Annotated in this window: 16 protein-coding genes; 11 read left to right on the forward strand and 5 right to left on the reverse strand. The window is 68.8% G+C overall.

Annotated features, from left to right (window positions below):
* Positions 1–75 precede the first annotated feature (75 nt).
* On the reverse strand, positions 76–924 hold the full coding sequence (locus tag AC1MED_RS16750) for a class I SAM-dependent methyltransferase (protein WP_479784505.1): 849 nt from the start codon (positions 922–924) through the stop codon (positions 76–78).
* A 195-nt stretch (positions 925–1119) separates the two neighbouring features.
* On the opposite strand from AC1MED_RS16750, the gene AC1MED_RS16755 reads away from it, so the two are divergent.
* From AC1MED_RS16755 to purM, 3 genes are all read left to right on the forward strand, one after another.
* Positions 1120–1446, forward strand: a complete 327-nt coding sequence (locus AC1MED_RS16755) for a hypothetical protein (RefSeq protein ID WP_479782245.1) — start codon at positions 1120–1122, stop codon at positions 1444–1446.
* A gap of 78 nt (positions 1447–1524) precedes the next feature.
* Positions 1525–3261 carry an amidophosphoribosyltransferase gene (gene purF, locus AC1MED_RS16760; RefSeq protein WP_479784507.1) on the forward strand — a complete coding sequence of 579 codons (1737 nt, stop codon included), beginning with the start codon at positions 1525–1527 and terminating at the stop codon, positions 3259–3261.
* A complete protein-coding gene (gene purM / locus AC1MED_RS16765) occupies positions 3258–4427 on the forward strand; it encodes a phosphoribosylformylglycinamidine cyclo-ligase (RefSeq protein ID WP_479784509.1) in 1170 nt (389 codons plus the stop codon). The genes purF and purM overlap by 4 nt, the downstream gene beginning before the upstream one ends.
* 76 nt (positions 4428–4503) lie before the next feature.
* Here purM and AC1MED_RS16770 read toward each other — a convergent pair whose 3' ends face one another.
* Together AC1MED_RS16770 and AC1MED_RS16775 are read right to left on the reverse strand one after the other, a co-directional pair.
* Positions 4504–5283, reverse strand: a complete 780-nt coding sequence (locus AC1MED_RS16770; RefSeq protein WP_479784511.1) for a VOC family protein — start codon at positions 5281–5283, stop codon at positions 4504–4506.
* A gap of 212 nt (positions 5284–5495) precedes the next feature.
* Positions 5496–5729 (reverse strand): DUF3073 domain-containing protein, encoded by a 234-nt coding sequence (locus AC1MED_RS16775; RefSeq protein WP_479782525.1) that lies wholly within the window; start codon positions 5727–5729, stop codon positions 5496–5498.
* A gap of 471 nt (positions 5730–6200) precedes the next feature.
* On the opposite strand from AC1MED_RS16775, the gene AC1MED_RS16780 reads away from it, so the two are divergent.
* Positions 6201–7013 carry a hypothetical protein gene (locus AC1MED_RS16780; protein ID WP_479784513.1) on the forward strand — a complete coding sequence of 271 codons (813 nt, stop codon included), beginning with the start codon at positions 6201–6203 and terminating at the stop codon, positions 7011–7013.
* A gap of 27 nt (positions 7014–7040) precedes the next feature.
* A complete protein-coding gene (locus tag AC1MED_RS16785; RefSeq protein WP_479786715.1) occupies positions 7041–7703 on the forward strand; it encodes a DNA alkylation repair protein in 663 nt (220 codons plus the stop codon).
* Positions 7704–7730: 27 nt separating this feature from the next.
* Here AC1MED_RS16785 and AC1MED_RS16790 read toward each other — a convergent pair whose 3' ends face one another.
* Positions 7731–8489: a VOC family protein gene (locus tag AC1MED_RS16790; protein WP_479784515.1), complete on the reverse strand. Its 759-nt coding sequence runs from the start codon at positions 8487–8489 to the stop codon at positions 7731–7733.
* Positions 8490–8632: 143 nt separating this feature from the next.
* On the opposite strand from AC1MED_RS16790, the gene AC1MED_RS16795 reads away from it, so the two are divergent.
* Positions 8633–8992 carry a VOC family protein gene (locus AC1MED_RS16795; RefSeq protein WP_479784517.1) on the forward strand — a complete coding sequence of 120 codons (360 nt, stop codon included), beginning with the start codon at positions 8633–8635 and terminating at the stop codon, positions 8990–8992.
* Positions 8993–9097: 105 nt separating this feature from the next.
* Here the strand turns inward: AC1MED_RS16795 and clpB are convergent, their stop codons facing one another.
* Positions 9098–11755: an ATP-dependent chaperone ClpB gene (gene clpB, locus AC1MED_RS16800; RefSeq protein WP_479784519.1), complete on the reverse strand. Its 2658-nt coding sequence runs from the start codon at positions 11753–11755 to the stop codon at positions 9098–9100.
* A gap of 457 nt (positions 11756–12212) precedes the next feature.
* Here clpB and AC1MED_RS16805 point away from each other — a divergent pair, with 457 nt between their 5' ends.
* The 5 genes from AC1MED_RS16805 to AC1MED_RS16825 all read left to right on the forward strand — a co-directional run bounded on the left by AC1MED_RS16805 (position 12213) and on the right by AC1MED_RS16825 (position 17526).
* The gene (locus AC1MED_RS16805) at positions 12213–13271 is read left to right on the forward strand and encodes a LacI family DNA-binding transcriptional regulator (RefSeq protein ID WP_479784521.1); all 1059 of its coding nucleotides are present in this window, start codon (positions 12213–12215) and stop codon (positions 13269–13271) included.
* 118 nt (positions 13272–13389) lie between these two features.
* Positions 13390–14709: an MFS transporter gene (locus AC1MED_RS16810; RefSeq protein ID WP_479784523.1), complete on the forward strand. Its 1320-nt coding sequence runs from the start codon at positions 13390–13392 to the stop codon at positions 14707–14709.
* Positions 14710–14814: 105 nt separating this feature from the next.
* Complete coding sequence (locus AC1MED_RS16815) at positions 14815–15579, forward strand: SDR family oxidoreductase (RefSeq protein WP_479784525.1); 765 nt, start codon at positions 14815–14817, stop codon at positions 15577–15579.
* A 20-nt stretch (positions 15580–15599) separates the two neighbouring features.
* Positions 15600–16532: a 3,5-dioxohexanoate:acetyl-CoA acetone transferase gene (kce, locus tag AC1MED_RS16820; RefSeq protein ID WP_479784526.1), complete on the forward strand. Its 933-nt coding sequence runs from the start codon at positions 15600–15602 to the stop codon at positions 16530–16532.
* A gap of 4 nt (positions 16533–16536) precedes the next feature.
* Entirely contained in the window at positions 16537–17526 is a 990-nt protein-coding gene (locus AC1MED_RS16825; protein ID WP_479784527.1) for a glycerate kinase, read from the forward strand.
* Positions 17527–17588: the final 62 nt, after the last annotated feature.

The following is a 17588-nucleotide window of genomic DNA, read 5'->3' on the forward strand; positions in this document are numbered from 1 at the left end:
GGTTCCGGACATCCGCGGCCCGGATCCGGGGTGCATCGGTCCGAAACCGGTGCGGAAACCGGCGCGGACAAGTGCCTAGGCACGGGTGCCCGCCACAATCGTCGCCGTCGACCGGAGCCTGAGCGCGCCCCGGTGCTCGTAGCGGCCCAGCAGCTGGAACACGTCGGAGCGGATCAGCGACCGCGCCTCCTTGTCCGCTTTCGCCAGCCCCGTGGCCACCGTGATGGCAATGTCAGTGATGAACTCCCAGTAGCTTTCCGGGGAGTCGTGCACCAGGTCCGTGCTGACCTTGCGCTCGGCCACGTCCACCAGGCCGGCGTCCCGGAACAGCCGGGTCATAAAGCCCGGTGTCGAGCAACGGAACAGCCCCGGCATCACACCGGGCGGACGCGGCAGCTCCGTGTGCTGCGCAAGGGTGCCAAGAACCAGGGTGGCCCAGGGATTTTCCGCGGTCCGGCCCCAGACGGCCGCGCTGATCCTCGCCCCCGGCTTGGCCGTCCGCACCATTTCCCGCACGGCGGACCGGATGTCGGGAAAGTAGTTGAAGCCGAAACGGCACAGCACGGCGTCGAACGTGGCGTCGTCAAAGGGCAGCTCCGCGGCGTCGCAGGCGGTGAAGCTCACGTTCGCCAGCCCGCGGGCGGATGCCTTCTCCTCCGCGACGTGCAGCATGCCGGCCGAGATGTCCGTCAGCACCACCTCGCCGTCCGGCACCAGCGCGGCCGCCGTGAGCCCGGGCTCCCCGGTCCCTGACGCGACGTCGAGCACAATGGAGTCCGGATGCAGCCGGGCATCCTGGATGACGGCGTCGCCAAACGGAGCCTGCCAGCCAAGCAGTTCGGCGTCCCACTTCTTCCAGCCCGCCGCGAACTGGTCCCAGATGATGCGCTGCCGGTCAGGGATACTGTCCGCTGCTACTGACATGGTGCGTCCTTTACCTGTCCGGACCGCACCCTCCCCCATCCCTTAGTGTGCGCCGCCGTCGGAGTTCCCGCTAGGGTCCCGGAATTCCGCTCCGGATACGGACAGGTGCCCCGCGGATCCGCGTAGCATCGGTCCGGAACCGCCGCGGAAATGCCGGCGAAACCGCGGGGCTGCGCGGGCAGTAGGCTTAATGGCATGGCTCCTGAAGACACCCCCGTTGCGCCCGAACGCCGCGCCGTCACCGTCCGCCGCGCTCCGAAGTACGTGCCGTTCCTGATCCTGGGCGGCCTGCTGGGCGTCGTGGTGGCGGCCATCATCGCCTACGGCCTGCCCGGCGACGAGGGCTATGACGCCAACTCCGTCTTCGGCTTCTTCCTGACCTTCTGCATCGCCGGCGGCGCGATCGTGGGCGCCGCCGTCGCACTGGTGCTGGACCGGCTGAGCGTCCGCCGCGCCGAGCGCGCCGTCGTCGAGTCCGTCCCGGACTCGGTGCCGGACACCGACGGCGAGGACCGCGCCTGAGCGGTCCGGCCAGCAGCCCGGCAGGTCATAAACCGGCCCCCGGAAAAGTCCTAGCGCACAACGTGAGATAATCGACCAGTGGCACGCGGCGATGGAAAACTTTCTCATGATCTTCTCTCTGGCGAAAAAGGCCCGCAGGACGCATGTGGCGTCTTCGGGGTCTGGGCTCCCGGCGAAGAGGTAGCAAAACTCACCTACTACGGGCTGTACGCGCTGCAGCACCGCGGTCAGGAGTCGGCTGGTATTGCCACCAGCGACGGTAAGCGGATCAACGTCTACAAGGACATGGGCCTCGTGTCCCAGGTTTTCGACGAGACCACGCTGAACACCCTGACCGGGCACCTGGCCGTGGGCCACTGCCGCTACTCCACCACCGGGGCGAGCCACTGGGCCAACGCCCAGCCGACCCTGGGCGCGACGGCCACCGGCACAGTCGCCCTGGCGCACAACGGCAACCTGACCAACACCGCCGAGCTCAAGGCCATGATCGTGGACCGCAACGGCGGCCAGCTCACCGGCGAAATGAAGCAGGGCAACACCTCGGACACCGCCCTGGTCACGGCCCTGCTGGAGGGCGAGGAGGGCAAGACCCTCGAACAGACTGCCCTGGAGCTGCTGCCCAAGATCAAGGGCGGTTTCTGCTTCGTCTTTATGGACGAAGGCACCCTCTACGCCGCCCGCGACACCTACGGCATCCGCCCGCTGGTCCTGGGCCGGCTGGAACGCGGCTGGGTGGTCGCCTCCGAGCAGTCCGCCCTCGCCACCGTGGGCGCGAGCTTCATCCGCGAGATCGAACCGGGCGAATTCATCGCCATCGACGAGCAGGGCGTCCGCTCCCAGCGCTTCGCCGAGCCGACGCCGGCCGGCTGCGTCTTCGAATACGTGTACCTCGCCCGCCCGGACGCCGCGATCGCCGGCCGCTCCGTGTACGAATCCCGTGTGGAAATGGGCCGCCAGCTGGCCCGCGAGAACACCCAGGAAGCGGACATCGTCATCCCGGTGCCGGAATCCGGCACCCCGGCAGCTGTGGGCTACGCCGAGGAATCCGGCATCCCGTTCGCGCACGGCTTCGTCAAGAACGCCTACGTGGGCCGCACCTTCATCCAGCCCTCGCAGACCCTGCGCCAGCTCGGCATCCGGCTCAAGCTCAACGCACTCGAGTCCGTGATCCGCGGCAAGCGCGTGGTGGTGGTCGACGACTCGATCGTCCGCGGCAACACCCAGCGCGCCATCGTGCGGATGCTCCGGGAGGCCGGCGCCGCCGCCGTGCACGTGAAGATCTCGTCCCCGCCGGTGACGTGGCCCTGCTTCTACGGCATCGACTTCGCCTCCCGCGCGGAGCTGATCGCCAACGGCGCCACCATCGAGGAAATCTCGCAGGCCATCGGCGCGGACTCGCTCGCGTACATCTCCGAGGACGGCATGATCGGCGCCACCCGGCAGCCGCGCGAACGCCTCTGCACCGCCTGCTTCACCGGGCAGTACCCGATCGAGCTGCCCGGCGCCGACAAGCTCGGCAAGAACCTGCTGGAACGCACCGATCTCGGCGGCCTGCCGGCAACCGGAACCTCCGCCGGGTCTTCCGCGCCCGCCGTGGCTTCCGCCGCGGGGAACCCCTCCGCCGGTTCCTCCGCGGCTGACGCCGCCGCCAACGCTGCGTCCGACGCCGCCATCCCCGCCGATCAGGACCCGGCCGAGAAGGCCGGTGCGACCGGCTGCGATCCCGGACCGGATGCCGAATTCGAAGAGTTGCTCACCGACGCCGACCGCGTACCCGCCGACAAGCTTGATGCCGACAAGAAAGAGCCAGTATGACTTCCGCCTCCCCGGCCGCTGACACGAACGACGCCGCCAACACCGGCATCACCTACGCCTCCGCCGGCGTCGACGTCGAAGCGGGCGACCGCGCCGTCGAACTCATGAAAGACGCCGTCAAGGCGACCCACAACTCCTCGGTGATCGGCGGCGTCGGCGGCTTTGCCGGCCTGTACGACGTGTCGAAGCTGCTGACCTACAAGCGGCCCCTGCTGGCCACCTCCACCGACGGCGTGGGCACCAAGGTTGCCATCGCCCAGGCCATGGACATCCACGACACTATCGGCTTCGACCTGGTGGGCATGGTGGTGGACGACATCGTGGTGGTGGGCGCCGAGCCGCTCTACATGACCGACTATATTGCCTGCGGCAAGGTCGTCCCCGAGCGCATCGCGGACATTGTCCGCGGCATCGCGGCCGCCTGCTCGGTCGCCGGCACCGCCCTGGTGGGCGGCGAGACCGCCGAGCACCCGGGCCTGCTGGGTGAGCACGAGTACGACGTCGCCGGCGCCGCCACCGGCGTGGTCGAAGCCGAGTCGCTGCTGGGCCCGGACCGCGTCCGGGCAGGCGACGTGGTGATCGGCATGGCCTCCTCCGGCCTGCACTCCAACGGCTACTCGCTGGTCCGCCGCGTCGTCAACCACGCCGGCTGGGCGCTGGACCGCCACGTCTCCGAATTCGAGCGCACCCTGGGCGAGGAGCTCCTGGAGCCGACCCGCGTGTACGCCGCGGACTGCCTCGACTTGGCCCGCACCTTCCCGGTTGACGGCTCCGCCGCCGGCCAGGCCGTCCACGGCTTCAGCCACGTCACCGGCGGCGGGCTCGCCGCCAACCTGGCCCGCGTCCTGCCGCAGGGCCTGCTGGCCACCGTGGACCGCGCCACCTGGGAACTGCCGGCCATCTTCAAGCTGGTCTCCGAGCTGGGCAACGTCCCGCTGGCCGACCTGGAGCGCACCCTCAACGTGGGCGTGGGCATGGTGGCGATCGTGTCCCCGGAGGCCGCCGACGCCGCGGTGAACCACCTGAACGCCCGCGGCCTGCCCTCGTGGATCATGGGCACCGTCGGGGAGAACTCCGACTCGGTCGTGAAGACCGGCCCGGATTACGTCCAGGGCGCCAAGGGCGTCGACGGCGGCGCCGTCCGGATGGTCAACGCCTACGCCTGACCCCTAAACCTCATCGAGTGCTCCATAAGTGACGTTTAGCAGTTCCAAAACGGCACCTATGGGGCACTCGATCTGTTTAAACCTCCAGAACGCTGAACACGCCGCCCTGCGGGTCCCGGAGCGTGGCAATGGCACCGGCCTCGTCGTCCTCTTCCGGTTCTACCAGGACGACGCCGCCGGCCGCGCGCGCGGCGGCCACGGCCTTAGCCACGCTTGAGACGCCGAAATACACCTGCCAACCCGGTTCGAGGTTGCGCTCAGCCGCGGGAACCGTGGCGATCCCGGCCACCTCGGCGCCGCCCACCATCAGGGTCGTGTAGGTACCGCCGTCGTCCTGCGGGTATTCGGTCACCTCGTGGCGGAACAGCTGCTGGAAGAGCCCGACGGCGGCCTGCGGCTCGGGAGTGAGCAGCTCGACCCAGGCCAAAGCCCCAGGCTCCTCGCTCCGTGCCGCGCCGAAGTGGGTGCCCGCCTGCCACACGCCCGTGGTGCCTCCGCCGGGCGGGGCGAAAAAGACCATCACGCCGGTGTCCGCCACGGCCTCCGGGCCGAACTCCAGCGTCCCTCCGGCGTGCGGCAGTTCGGCGGCGAGCCCGGAGGCGTCGTCGGCGGCGAAATAGACGTTCCACTGGCCCGCCGCAGCAGCCTGAAGCTGGTGCGGGTTCTGCGGCGCAATGACCGTCACCAGCTCCTCGCCCAGGAACGCCTTGGCGTAGCTACGGCCATCCGGGGTGGGCAGGTCTTCGTACCGCCAGCCGAAGATTTCCGCGTAGAACTCCTTGGCGGCTGCCACATCCGACGTCTGGAGGTCGGCCCAGCAGACCTCGCCCTCGGCATACCCTGAACGAATGGCCATGGAAGTCCTCTCCGGGAGAAACGCCGGACACCCCGGCAACCCCAAGTTATCCCCCGGCGCGGGACCCAGCAACCGGTCCACGCCCGCCGTGGGCGGGTCCGCCGGAAGACGCGAAAAACCCGCCGGGCACACCCCAGACAGGGCATGGCCGACGGGCCGAAATCATGTGATGGGCAGTCCGCTCGGGAGGGACTTACCGGATGAAGTGTCGACTAACCGATCCGACGGGAATTTACCTCGTCGTCGTCCTCTTCCACATCGTCCGCGTACTTATCCACGTAGGCCGAATAGTCCGGCTCAACCGGCTCACTCGAAAAACGACTCGGTGCACGACCCTCGGAGCTCTTGAGCTCACGCTGAAGCGCAGTGTAGTCAGTGTTCGGGGAATAGTACTTGATATCCCGAGCCTGCTTGGTAGCTTTTGCCTTTTGACGGCCGCGCCCCATGGCGTGACCCCCTTTTGTACTCGGACCGGAGGTGGTCACCATTGGCGTTAGTGAGGCCCCGGAATGTTTGGTCAATTTGTCGTACACCTAGATTACATGCTTTCGGCTATGACTGCTTGCCGGCCGGGCGCCTGCGGGCGGAGTCGTACCTCACGCCGCGCCCGGACCGCGCACCCGGCCTGCGCGCCACCGCATGCGGCCCGGCGCGCAACTTCGATAGAGTCTCTTGATGGGCTCCCGGAAGCGGGACCCGAGCCGGACGTCCAGCCCCGGCGAATACGCACGGAAGAGGTGAATTCCCGAGTGACCGAAAAGCCTGTGAGCGACGAGAACGCCAGGCGCGGCGATGCCGGAATGCCTGAGGTTTTCCCCGCGAACGACGCCGGCGAGCGGCCGGTCCCGGCCCCACCGGCGCGCGTCCCCTCTTCCGTACGCATTCCGCCGCGGCCAACCGCACCGCCGACCTCTGCCGTGCCTCTGGTCCCGCGCGCCGACGCCGCGGAACGTCCTGCAAGGCAGGTCGCCGCGACAGGGCCCGAAACCCCGGAGTCGCCGTCGGCCGGTGCCGGCGGAAGCACCGCCGCCAAGACCCGCAACCGCAAGACCACCTCCGGCGCTTCCCAACTGGGCAAGCTGCTGTCCGCACAAGCGGCGCAGCTCAAGACCGGTCAACTCGGTCCCCGCGCCCGGCGGCTGGGTGGCAGGCTGTGGGCCGCTGCACGGCGGTTCGGCCGTGCCGTGTGGGCCGGTGCTTACCGGCTGGGCCTGGCGAAGGTCGGCGCCGCGCTGGCCGCCGTCGTCGTGCTGGGCTTGGTGATCTGGTGGCTGACCGCGCTGGGAACCGCAAAGCAACAACCGCAGGCCGGCACCTCCCCGGCCCCGGCGGCCGCAGCCTCGTCCGCGGCGCCGGCAACCCGCGGCCCGCTGCCGCTGGAAGGCGTCAACCCGATGGACTTCCAGCTCGGCGACTGCTTCAAGGACTTCGACGCGAACGCCCAGGCTTCCACCGTCGTCGCCTGCGACACCGGGCACTCAGCCCAGCTGGTGGCAGTGGACAACTACGCCGCGTCGGACTCCTACCCGGGCCGCGACCCGCTGAAGCAGAAGGCACTGGACACCTGCAAGGCGGCCCAGCTCACCGACAAATCCGGCGACTACCAGTTCAGCTACAAGCTGGCCTACCCCAGCTCCTCCAGCTGGGGCACCGGCGACCGGCGGGTGGACTGCTACTTCGTGGCCGACGGCGGAAACGTCATCAAGGAATCCCTGATCCCCCGGCTCTGACGGACAGGAGGAGCGGCTTTGACCGAGATGACACTCGCCCAGGTGATGGCGGAGCTGGCCGGGCTTGAGGACCCGAACGCCCGGCGCATCAACGAGAAACACGGCGACGACCACGGCGTGAACCTGGGCAAACTGCGCGCCCTCGCGAAGCGGTTGAAGACGCAACAGGACCTCGCGCGGCAGCTCTGGGCGACGGGTGACACCGCGGCGAGACTGCTGGCGACCCTGATCTGCCGGCCTAAGGCGTTCGAGCTCGAGGACCTGGACCTCATGATGCGCCAGGCGCGCATTCCCAAGGTGCACGACTGGCTGCTGAACTACGTGGTGAAGGCGAACCCGCACGCCGAGGAGCTGCGCCTGCTCTGGTCCGCCGACCCGGACCCCGTCGTGGCCAGTGCGGGCTGGGCGCTCACCACCGAACGCGTCGCAAAAAAGCCTGAGGGCCTGGACCTCCCGGGATTGCTCGATGTCATCGAGGCGCAGATGAAAGACGCGCCTGACCGTCTGCAGTGGGCGATGAACCACTGCCTCGCCCAGATCGGGATCGAGCACGCCGAGCACCGCGCCCGGGCCATCGGCATCGGCGAGCGCCTCGAGGTGCTGAAGGACTACCCGACTCCGCCGAACTGCACGTCTCCGTTCGCGCCCGTCTGGATCACCGAGATGGTGGGCCGGAAGCAAAGTCGGTAGGGAGCCGGCCACCGCCGGCAGCGCGCATCAGCCGCTGGCTGCACTGACCGCGACGACGGCGCCTTGCGGGTCCCGGATCACGGCGCTCCGAAATCCCGGAGTATCCGCCGGCGCCATCAAAACGCTACCGCCCAGGGCGACCGCACGCTCCGCGGTGGCGTCGGCGTCGCGGACGGCGAAGTTGACGCTCCAGTGCGGCGGAACCTCGGCGCCGTCGGTGGCCGTCACGACGGCGACGACCCGGCCCGAACGGAGCCAGAGTGAAAACGCAGCGTGAGGCACCGCTTTGAGCTCCCAGCCAAACATGGCCCCGTAGAAGGCCTGGGCCCTTCCGACGTCGGTAGTGTGGAGCGAGCTCATGGCCCAGCAGTTCGGCTCATCGGCCAGCCCGACGCCGTCGTTCGCACCCGCCTGCCGCAGGCAGAACGGGACGCCGGCAGGGTCGACGAGCACCGCAAAGCCGCCCCCGGGGCCGACATTACCCGGCCCGAGGCGTTTGCCTCCTGCCCGCTCGGCGCAGGCCAGGGATTCCCCGACGTCGTCGACGCGGATGTGGGTGAGCCAGCCCGGCGGTGACAGCGGCGGCGCTTGCCCGATGCCGGCGACCAGCTCCCCGCGCAGGCGCGCGCGGTAGTAGTCGCCGTCGAGACCGGGCGACATCGGGAGGGGGTCATCGAACGTCCACCCGAAGAGCTGGCCGTAGAAGTCCTTGGCGGCCCTGGGATCGGGCTGCCAGCTGTCCACCCAGCACGGCGCACCGACGGATGAGGTATCCCGCGCACTCATGGAGGAATTCCTTTCGGGTCGGCCGGATTCGGCCGGAACATTGTTACCCGCACCGGCATCTGGGGGCAAGACCCCCGGCGGCAGTTCCCGCCCCGTCCGCCGCGTCCGGTGCGATCCGCCGGAAATGGTCCTAGAGTGTGGCCATGGCTATCGCACGCTTCCCGGTGGTTGTCCTCGACTGCCCTGCCCCCAAGTCCCTGGCCGGGTTCTACGGCGCCTTGCTGGATTGGAAGGTGGAGCAGGACGACGACGACTGGTGCTCCATCCGCGCCGACTACGGCGATTCGCTGAGCTTCCAGAGGGTGGAGTCCTACACCCCGCCGCAGTGGCCCGGCCAGGACGTCCCGCAGCAGATGCACCTCGACTTCGTGGTCGATGACCTCGACGCCGCCGAGGCCGCGGCCCTGGAGCTGGGCGCCAGGAAGCACGAGCATCAGCCGGGGACCACCTTCCGGGTCTTCCTGGACCCGGCCGGCCACCCGTTCTGCCTCTGCCTGGACTGACCGGCAGCCCGCCTCGAGGCAGCCCAGCAAAAAGGGGCTGCCAGCCCAATTCGTGTGGCTGGCAGCCCCCGGCAGAACCCGGCAGCAAAGGGTGGCGTGTGTCGGCTACCCCTTGCGGCGGACCGAGAGCCCGCTGCCGGAGGAGGCCCCGCCGTCGGGCCGCGCCGAAGCCTCGGTCCCGCCCATGGTGAGTTCCATCAGGTCCGGGGCGGTGTCCACCAGCACGGTGTCGCCGTCGGCGATGTCGCCGGCGAGGATGGCCTTGGCCAGCCGGTCGCCGATCTCCCGCTGCACCAGGCGGCGCAGCGGCCGGGCGCCATAGGCGGGATCGAAGCCGGTGACAGCCAGCCAGGCCCGGGCGCCTTCGGACACCTCGAGGGTCAACCGGCGGCCCTTGAGCCGTTCGGCCAGCTCCTTGACCTGCAGCTCCACGATCTCGGCAAGCTCCTCGACGGTCAGCGGGTCGAACAGCACCACCTCGTCGAGCCGGTTCAGGAATTCCGGCTTGAAGGAGGCGTGCACCGTGGCCATGACCGCATCCCGCTTGGCGGCGGCGTCCAGGTTGGGGTCCACGAGGAACTGGCTGCCCAGGTTGGAGGTCAGGACCAGGATCACGTTGCGGAAGTCCACGGTGCGGCCCTGGCCGTCGGTAAGGCGGCCGTCGTCGAGCACCTGCAGGAGGATGTCGAAGACTTCCGGGTGCGCCTTCTCCACCTCGTCGAGCAGCAGCACGGAGTACGGACGACGCCGGACGGCCTCGGTCAGCTGGCCGCCCTCCTCGTAGCCCACGTAGCCCGGAGGCGCCCCGACCAGCCGCGCCACGGAGTGCTTCTCTGAGTACTCGGACATGTCGATCCGCACCATGGCCCGCTCGTCGTCGAAGAGGAAGTCCGCGAGCGACTTGGCCAGCTCCGTCTTGCCGACGCCGGTGGGGCCCAGGAAGAGGAAGGACCCGGTGGGCCGGTTGGGATCGCTGATGCCGGCGCGGGCGCGGCGCACGGCGTCGGACACCGCGGTCACGGCCTTCGTCTGGCCGATCAGCCGCTCGCCCAGGACGTGCTCCATCTCCAGCAGCTTCTGGCTCTCGCCCTGCAGCATGCGCCCGGCCGGGATGCCGGTCCAGGCGGAAATCACTTCGGCGATGTCGTCCGCGGTGACCTCGTCGGCCACCATCTGCCCGGACTTGTCCGGCACGGCCGCTTCGGCCTCCGCCGCGGCCTTCAGCTCACGCTCCAGCGCCGGGATCTCGCCGTAGAGGATCCGGGACGCCGTCTCAAGGTCGCCCTCGCGCTCGGCCTTTTCCTCCATTGACCGCAGCTCGTCCAGCTTGGCGCGCAGGTCGCCGGCCCGGTTCAGGCCCGCCTTTTCGGCCTCCCAGCGGGCATTGAGGGCAGCGAGCGCTTCCTTCTTGTCCGCCATGTCCGCGCGCAGGGCGGCGAGGCGTTCCTCCGAGGCCGGATCGGTCTCGCCGGCCAGGGCCAGTTCCTCCATGGTCAGCCGGTCCACCTGGCGGCGCAGCTGGTCAATCTCCTCGGGTGCGGAATCGATCTCCATCCGCAGCCGGGACGCGGCCTCGTCCACGAGGTCGATCGCCTTGTCCGGCAGCTGCCGGCCGGAGATGTACCGGTTGGACAGGGTCGCGGCTGCCACCAGGGCGGAGTCGGAGATGGAGACCTTGTGGTGCGCCTCGTAGCGTTCCTTGAGCCCGCGCAGGATGCCGATGGTGTCATCCACGCTCGGTTCGCCGACAAAGACCTGCTGGAAGCGGCGCTCCAAGGCCGGATCCTTTTCAATGTTCTCGCGGTACTCGTCCAGCGTGGTGGCGCCGATCAGCCGGAGTTCACCGCGGGCGAGCATGGGCTTGAGCATGTTGCCGGCGTCCATCGAGCTGTCCCCGGACGCGCCGGCACCCACCACGGTGTGCAGCTCGTCGATGAAGGTGACGATCTGGCCCTCGGAGTTCTTGATCTCCTCCAGTACCGCCTTGAGCCGTTCCTCGAATTCGCCGCGGTACTTGGCGCCCGCCACCATCGAGGCCAGGTCCAGGGCGATCAGGGTTTTGCCGCGCAGGCTCTCCGGCACGTCGCCGGCCACGATCCGCTGGGCCAGGCCTTCGACGACGGCGGTCTTGCCGACGCCGGGCTCGCCGATGATCACGGGGTTGTTCTTGGTGCGGCGGCTGAGGACCTGGATGATGCGGCGAATCTCGGCGTCGCGCCCGATCACCGGGTCCAGCTTGCCGGAGCGCGCGATCGCGGTCAGGTCGGTGCCGAACTTCTCCAGCGCCTGGAAGGTGTTCTCGGGGTCGGCGTTGTCCACCTTGCGGTCACCGCGGACCCCGGGGAGGGCCGCGAGCAGCGCCTCGTGCGAGGCACCGGCGTCGCGGAGCAGCCGGCCGACGTCGTCGTTGCCGGAGGCGAGGCCCAGCAGCAGGTGCTCGGTGGAGACGAAAGTGTCCCCAAGCCGCTCCGCCTCGTTCTGGGCGTTCTTGATGGCCTGCATCGCGGTGCGGGAGAGCTGGGCCTGCTGCACGGAGCTGCCCGAGGTGGACGGCAGGGACTTGATGGCGGAGCTGGCCTGGACGCTGACAGCATCCGGATCGGTTCCGGTGGCGCGGAGAAGCGCGACGGCGACCCCCTCGCGCTGGTCCATCAGCGCCTTGAGCAGGTGCGCCGGTTCCAGCTGCGGGTTGCCGGCCGTCGAGGCGTTCATGGCTGCTGCCGAAAGAGCCTCCTGGCTCTTGGTGGTGAATTTGGCGTCCAAAGAGAGCTCCTTCCGGGATAAGACTGTCGTCAAAGTTGAGTCTATCCCGCTCAACTTTGGATTTGGCCCCTTTGGCTCCATGTTTGCCCACGGCGAAACTGCTGTCTAGGGCCGGAGTCCCCCGCGCGCGGTTGCCGGCGGGCTTACTCCTGGACTGCTGGACATGCCCTCCGCCCACGCTGGCAACTGGACATGCCGTCCCCCTTGGAAACCAACACCCCGGGACATGCCCATCCTTGATGCGGACAACTGGACATAATCCGAATATGCCCATCGCTCGAAGCCTGGGCTGGATATGTCCCCTGCGGCGTAGAGGCCAAGGATGGACATGCCCCCTCGGCAGGCTGCGATACCAGGGCCGTTTGAAGCCGAATCACTTAACGTTGCTTAACGCTGCGCAGGCTCATTACTGTAACTGAGGTCACAGGGACGGAAACCGACGCGAAGGAGGGTCAGAGTGCAGGAGCAAGCCACCACCGTTGCCTCCGATGGCCCTATTGCGCCGGTATCCGCGGCCGCCGTCGCCCGCGCCGCGGGGGTTTCGTCCGCCACGGTGTCCTACGTCCTCAACGGCAAGGCCGGCGTCTCGCCGGAAACCCGGCGCCACATTATCCACGTGGCGAACGAGCTGGGCTTCAGGCCCCGTAAGTCCTCCCAGTCCACAGATCTGCAGCGTACCCGCGTGATCGGCCTGATCCTGCCGAACATCATTAACCCGATGTTCCCGCGCTGGGCCCAGGGCATCATTTCCGCCGCGGCCGATTCCGGCTACGAGGTCTTTGTTGCCACCACCCAGGACGATCCGGAGATCCTGGCCCAGGTCACGTCCACGCTGGCGAACCGCAGCGTGGACGGCGTCATCCTCGCCGCTTCGCTCCGTGACGACGCGCGCGCCCTCCGCACCCTGAGGGCCGCCCGGATTCCCTACGTCTGCCTGTCACGCCGGGCCGATTTCCTCGACGCCGACTTTGTCGGGATCGACGACGACGCCGCGGCCACGCTGCTGATGCAACACATGCTCGGCCACGGCCACACCGAGATCGCCACCGTGATCGGCCCCCGCTTTTCCACCGCGTCCCTGGCCCGGGAACAGGCCTTCGTGCGGACGGCGGCCGCCGCCGGCGTCGTCATCAACGGCGACCGCAAGATCAGCACCCGGGTCAACAACGAAGGCGGCCGGTTGGCTGCGGAACGCCTGTTCGCCTCCGGAACGCCGCCGCAAGCTGTGGTCTGCGGCAGCGACGAACTCGCCATCGGCGTCATGGAATACGCCCTGGCCCGCGGCCTGCGGATCCCGGAGGACGTGGCCGTGGCCGGCTGCGACGGGCTGCCGCACAGCCGCTCCGGGCTGATCAACCTGACCAGCATCGTCCAGCCGCAGCAGGAAATGGCCCACGAGGCCTTCGCCATGCTGCTCAAACGCCTTGAAGCCCCGTCCCGCAGTTACACCTCCTTGGTGTGCCGGCACCGCCTGCATATCGGCCGCACCTGCGGCTGCACCCCAGCCCTCCCCTGACCCCGCTCCGACTGAAATTCCCTCAAAGCTCCACCCGGGCAGCTCCGGCTGCTGCTTCAACGCTGCCCTCTGTCCACCCCGACCATCAACCCTGACCCCAATTCAAGGACGAATACCCATGTCAGTTGTATCCGCACCAACGAAGATGCGCACGCCGCAGGAAATCAATGGCGTGATCCTCCGCCGAGTCATGCCGCTGCTGATCGGCGCCTACATCATGGCGTTCCTGGACCGCACCAACATCGGTATGGCCAAGGACCGCCTGGAGATTGACCTCGGCATCTCAGCCACGGCCTACGGCATCGGCGCCGGCCTGTTCTTCCTGACCTACGCCCTCTCTGAAATCCCCTCGAACCTGATCATGCACAAGGTGGGCGCCCGCTTCTGGATCATGCGGATCATGATCACCTGGGGCCTCATCTCCGCCGGCATGGCATTCGTCCAAGGCGAGTGGTCTTTCTACATCATGCGGATGCTGCTCGGCGTCGCCGAGGCCGGACTCTTCCCCGGCGTGATGTACTTCCTGACCCAGTGGTTCGTGGTCAAGGACCGCGCCAAGGCCAACGGCATGTTCCTGCTGGGCGTCTCGATCGCCAACATCGTCGGCGCGCCGCTCGGCGGGCTGCTGCTGACCCTGGACGGACTCGGCGGCCTGCACGGCTGGCAGTGGATGTTCCTGGTGGAGGGCCTGCCGGCCTGCGTCCTGGCGTATGTCGTCTGGAAGAAGCTCCCGGACCGGCCCAGCAAGGCCACGTTCCTCAGCCCCGAGGAAGCCGCCGACCTTGAGGCCCGGATCGCGGCCGAAGAAAAGGCGGGCGCCGAAGCCTCCGGCAACCACCGCCTCCGCGACGTCCTGAAAGACAAACAGATCCTCCTGGTTGTGGGCGTCTACTTCACCCACCAGATCGCCGTTTACGCCCTGTCCTACTTCCTGCCGTCCATCATCGGCACCTACGGCAAACTCAACCCGCTGCAGATCGGCTTGCTGACCGCCATCCCGTGGATCTTCTCCGCAGCCGGCGCCCTGCTGGTTCCCCGCTTCGCCACTGACGGCAAGCGCTCCCGCCTGCTGGTCACCGGCACCATGATCGGCATCATCGCCGGCTTCGCGCTCGGCGCCGTCGGCGGACCGCTGCTGGGCATGATCGGTTTCTGCCTCGCCGCGTTCAACTTCTTCGCCCTGCAGCCGATCCTCTTCACCTACCCGGCCACCCGCCTCAGCGGCGCCGCCCTGGCCGGCGGCATCGCATTCGTCAACACCATCGGCCTGCTCGGCGGCTTCCTCGGCCCGTACGTCATGGGCTTCATGCAGGACGCCACCGGCTCCAAGCTCTCCGGACTGTGGTTCATCGTGGGCATGTGCATCATCGGTGCGCTGCTGTCCCTGATGCTCAAGCGCGGCACCGAGAAGCCCGACGTCGTCCCCGCCGCCCACTAAACGCCCCGCCGTCGGGCCATTCTCCCGGCGCTCCCACGCCGCCCCTCCGGCGCCCCTGCGCACCGGCGGGGCGGCACACCGAACCACCACCGCAAGGAACACCCCATGGATTTCACCGCAAAACGCGTCCTGGTCACTGCCGGCGCCAACGGCATCGGCCTGGCCATCGCCCAGAAGTTCCAGCAACTCGGCGCCGCTGTCTTCGTCACCGACATTGACCCCGACGCCGTAGAGAAGGCCCGCGTCAACGGCCTCGCCGCCGCGGTCAGCGACGTCTCCGACGAAGCCCAGGTCCGCGACCTCATGGCGACGGTGGCCGAGGAACTCGGCGGCCTAGACGTGCTGGTCAACAACGCCGGCATCGCCGGGCCCACGGGTCCGCTGGAAACACTCGACGCAGCCGCCTGGAAGGCCACCTTCGACGTCAACATCCACGGCCAGTTCTACTGCATCAAGCACGCGTTGCCCCTGCTCCGGAAGAGCAGCGGCGCCTCGATCGTCAACCTCTCCTCCGCGGCCGGCCGGCTCGGCATGGCCGGGCGCAGCGCCTACTCGGCGTCCAAGTGGGCCGTCGTCGGGCTGACCAAGACGCTCGCCATCGAACTGGGCCCGGACCGGATCCGGGTCAACGCAATCTGCCCCGGCGCCGTCAACGGGCCCCGGATCGACGCCGTTATCGCCGCCAAGGCACAGATGCTGGACCTCCCTGCCGAGCAGGTCTCCGAGCTGTACCACAACCAGTCCTCCCTCGGCCGCCTGATCGAGGCCGAGGACATCGCGAACATGGCCGCCTTCGCCGCGAGCGACCTGGCCCGCAACGTCAACGGCCAGGCCCTCGCCGTCGACGGCAACACCGAAAAGCTTTACTGAGCCCCGAAGGAGCAACCCCCATGGCTGCTGCACGCAAAGTCATCATCACCAGCGCCGTAACTGGCGCCATCCACACCCCGTCCATGTCCCCGCACCTGCCGGTCTCCCCGGATGAAATCGCCGACGCCGCGATCGGTGCCGCCGAGGCGGGCGCCGCGATTGTGCACATGCACGCCCGCAACCCGAAGGACGGCCGGCCCTCGCAGGAGCCGGAGCACTTCGCACCGATCCTGGACAAACTCAAGCGCAACACCGACGCGGTCATCAACATCACCACCGGCGGCTCCCCCCACATGACCGTGGAGGAGCGGATGCAGCCGGCGGCGTTGTTCAAGCCCGAGCTGGCGTCGCTGAACATGGGGTCGATGAACTTCGGCCTGTACCCGATGCTGGACCGCTTCTCCGATTTCGGCCACGAGTGGGAGCGCGAGGGCCTCGAAAAGAGCCGCGACCTGGTCTTCAAGAACACCTTCCAGGACATTGAGACCATCTTGGGCATAGGCAACGAGAACGGCACCCGGTTCGAATTCGAGTGCTACGACATCTCCCACCTGAACAACCTGGCCCACTTCCACGCCCGCGGCCTGGCCCGGGGCCCGCTCTTCGTCCAGTCCGTCTTCGGCCTGCTCGGCGGGATCGGCGCCCACCCGGAAGACCTCATGCACATGCGCCGCACCGCGGACCGGCTGCTGGGCGGCGACTACGAGTGGTCCATCCTGGGCGCCGGCAAGAACCAGATGCCGCTCGCCACGATCGGCGCGGCCATGGGTTCGCACGTCCGCGTCGGGCTGGAGGACTCGCTCTGGATCGGGCCCGGCCAGCTCGCCACGTCCAACGCCCAGCAGGTCGCCCGGATCCGCATCATCCTGGAGGCCCTCAACTTCGAGATCGCCACCCCGGACGAGGCCCGCGAGATGCTGCAGCTCAAGGGTCGCGACAAGGTGGGGTTCTAGGCCGGTGAGCATCCTCGTCGCCCCGGACAGCTTCAAGGGGACCTTCACGGCCGCGGACGCCTCGGCCCACATCGCCGCCGGCATCCGCGCGGCAGGGAGGGCCGCCGTCGAGCTGCCGGTGGCCGACGGCGGCGAGGGAACCTTCGAGGTGCTGGTCCGGGGGCTGGACGCCCGGCCCGTCCGCGTGCACACCGTGGGGCCTTGGGGCGACGACGTCGAGACGGTCGTCGCGCTGGCGCCGGACGGGACCGCCGTCGTCGAGCTCGCGTTTGCCAGCGGCCTTAACCTGCCCAGCACCGGTGACCGGGACCCCGTCCGGGCCAGCACCTACGGCACCGGGGTGATGATGGCGGAGGCGGTCCGGCTCGGGGCCCGGCGGGTGCTGGTGGCGGCCGGCGGCTCCGCAACAACCGACGGCGGGGCCGGGGCCATCGCCGCGATCGAGGAGCGCGGCGGCCTGGGCGGCGCCGAGGTGGTGGTCCTCAGCGACGTGACCACCACCTTCGCCGACGCAGCCCGGGTCTTCGGGCCGCAAAAGGGCGCTGGCCCTGCCACGGTGGAAGCACTCACGCGGAGGCTCAACGAGCTCGCCGACGGATTTGCCCGCGAGCTGAACCGGGATCCCCGGACGGTGGCGCGGACCGGGGCCGCGGGCGGCTTCTCCGGCGGCATGTGGGCCCGGTACGGGGCCCGGCTGGTCTCCGGCGCCGACCACGTCCTGGACCTGCTCGACTTCGATGCGCACGCCGCGGCCAGCACCGCCGTCGTCGTCGGCGAGGGCAGGCTGGACTCCCAGACCGGCCAGGGCAAAATCATCGCCGCTATCCTGGCCCGCAGCGGCACGACACCGGTCTACGCCGTCGTCGGCTCCGTCCACGAGGACCTGGGCGACTATGCGGACAACTTCGCCGGTGTGATCGTGGCCAGCGACGCCGAAGCCCTGGTTGCGGCGGGTTCCCGGCTGGCCCGCACCACGGGACATGCCCATCCCTGAGCCTGGCCGGCGGACATAATCCCCATATGCCCACTCTTAGCCACCGGAACTGGGCATGTCCC

The organism is Arthrobacter sp. BI5, assembly GCF_056680065.1.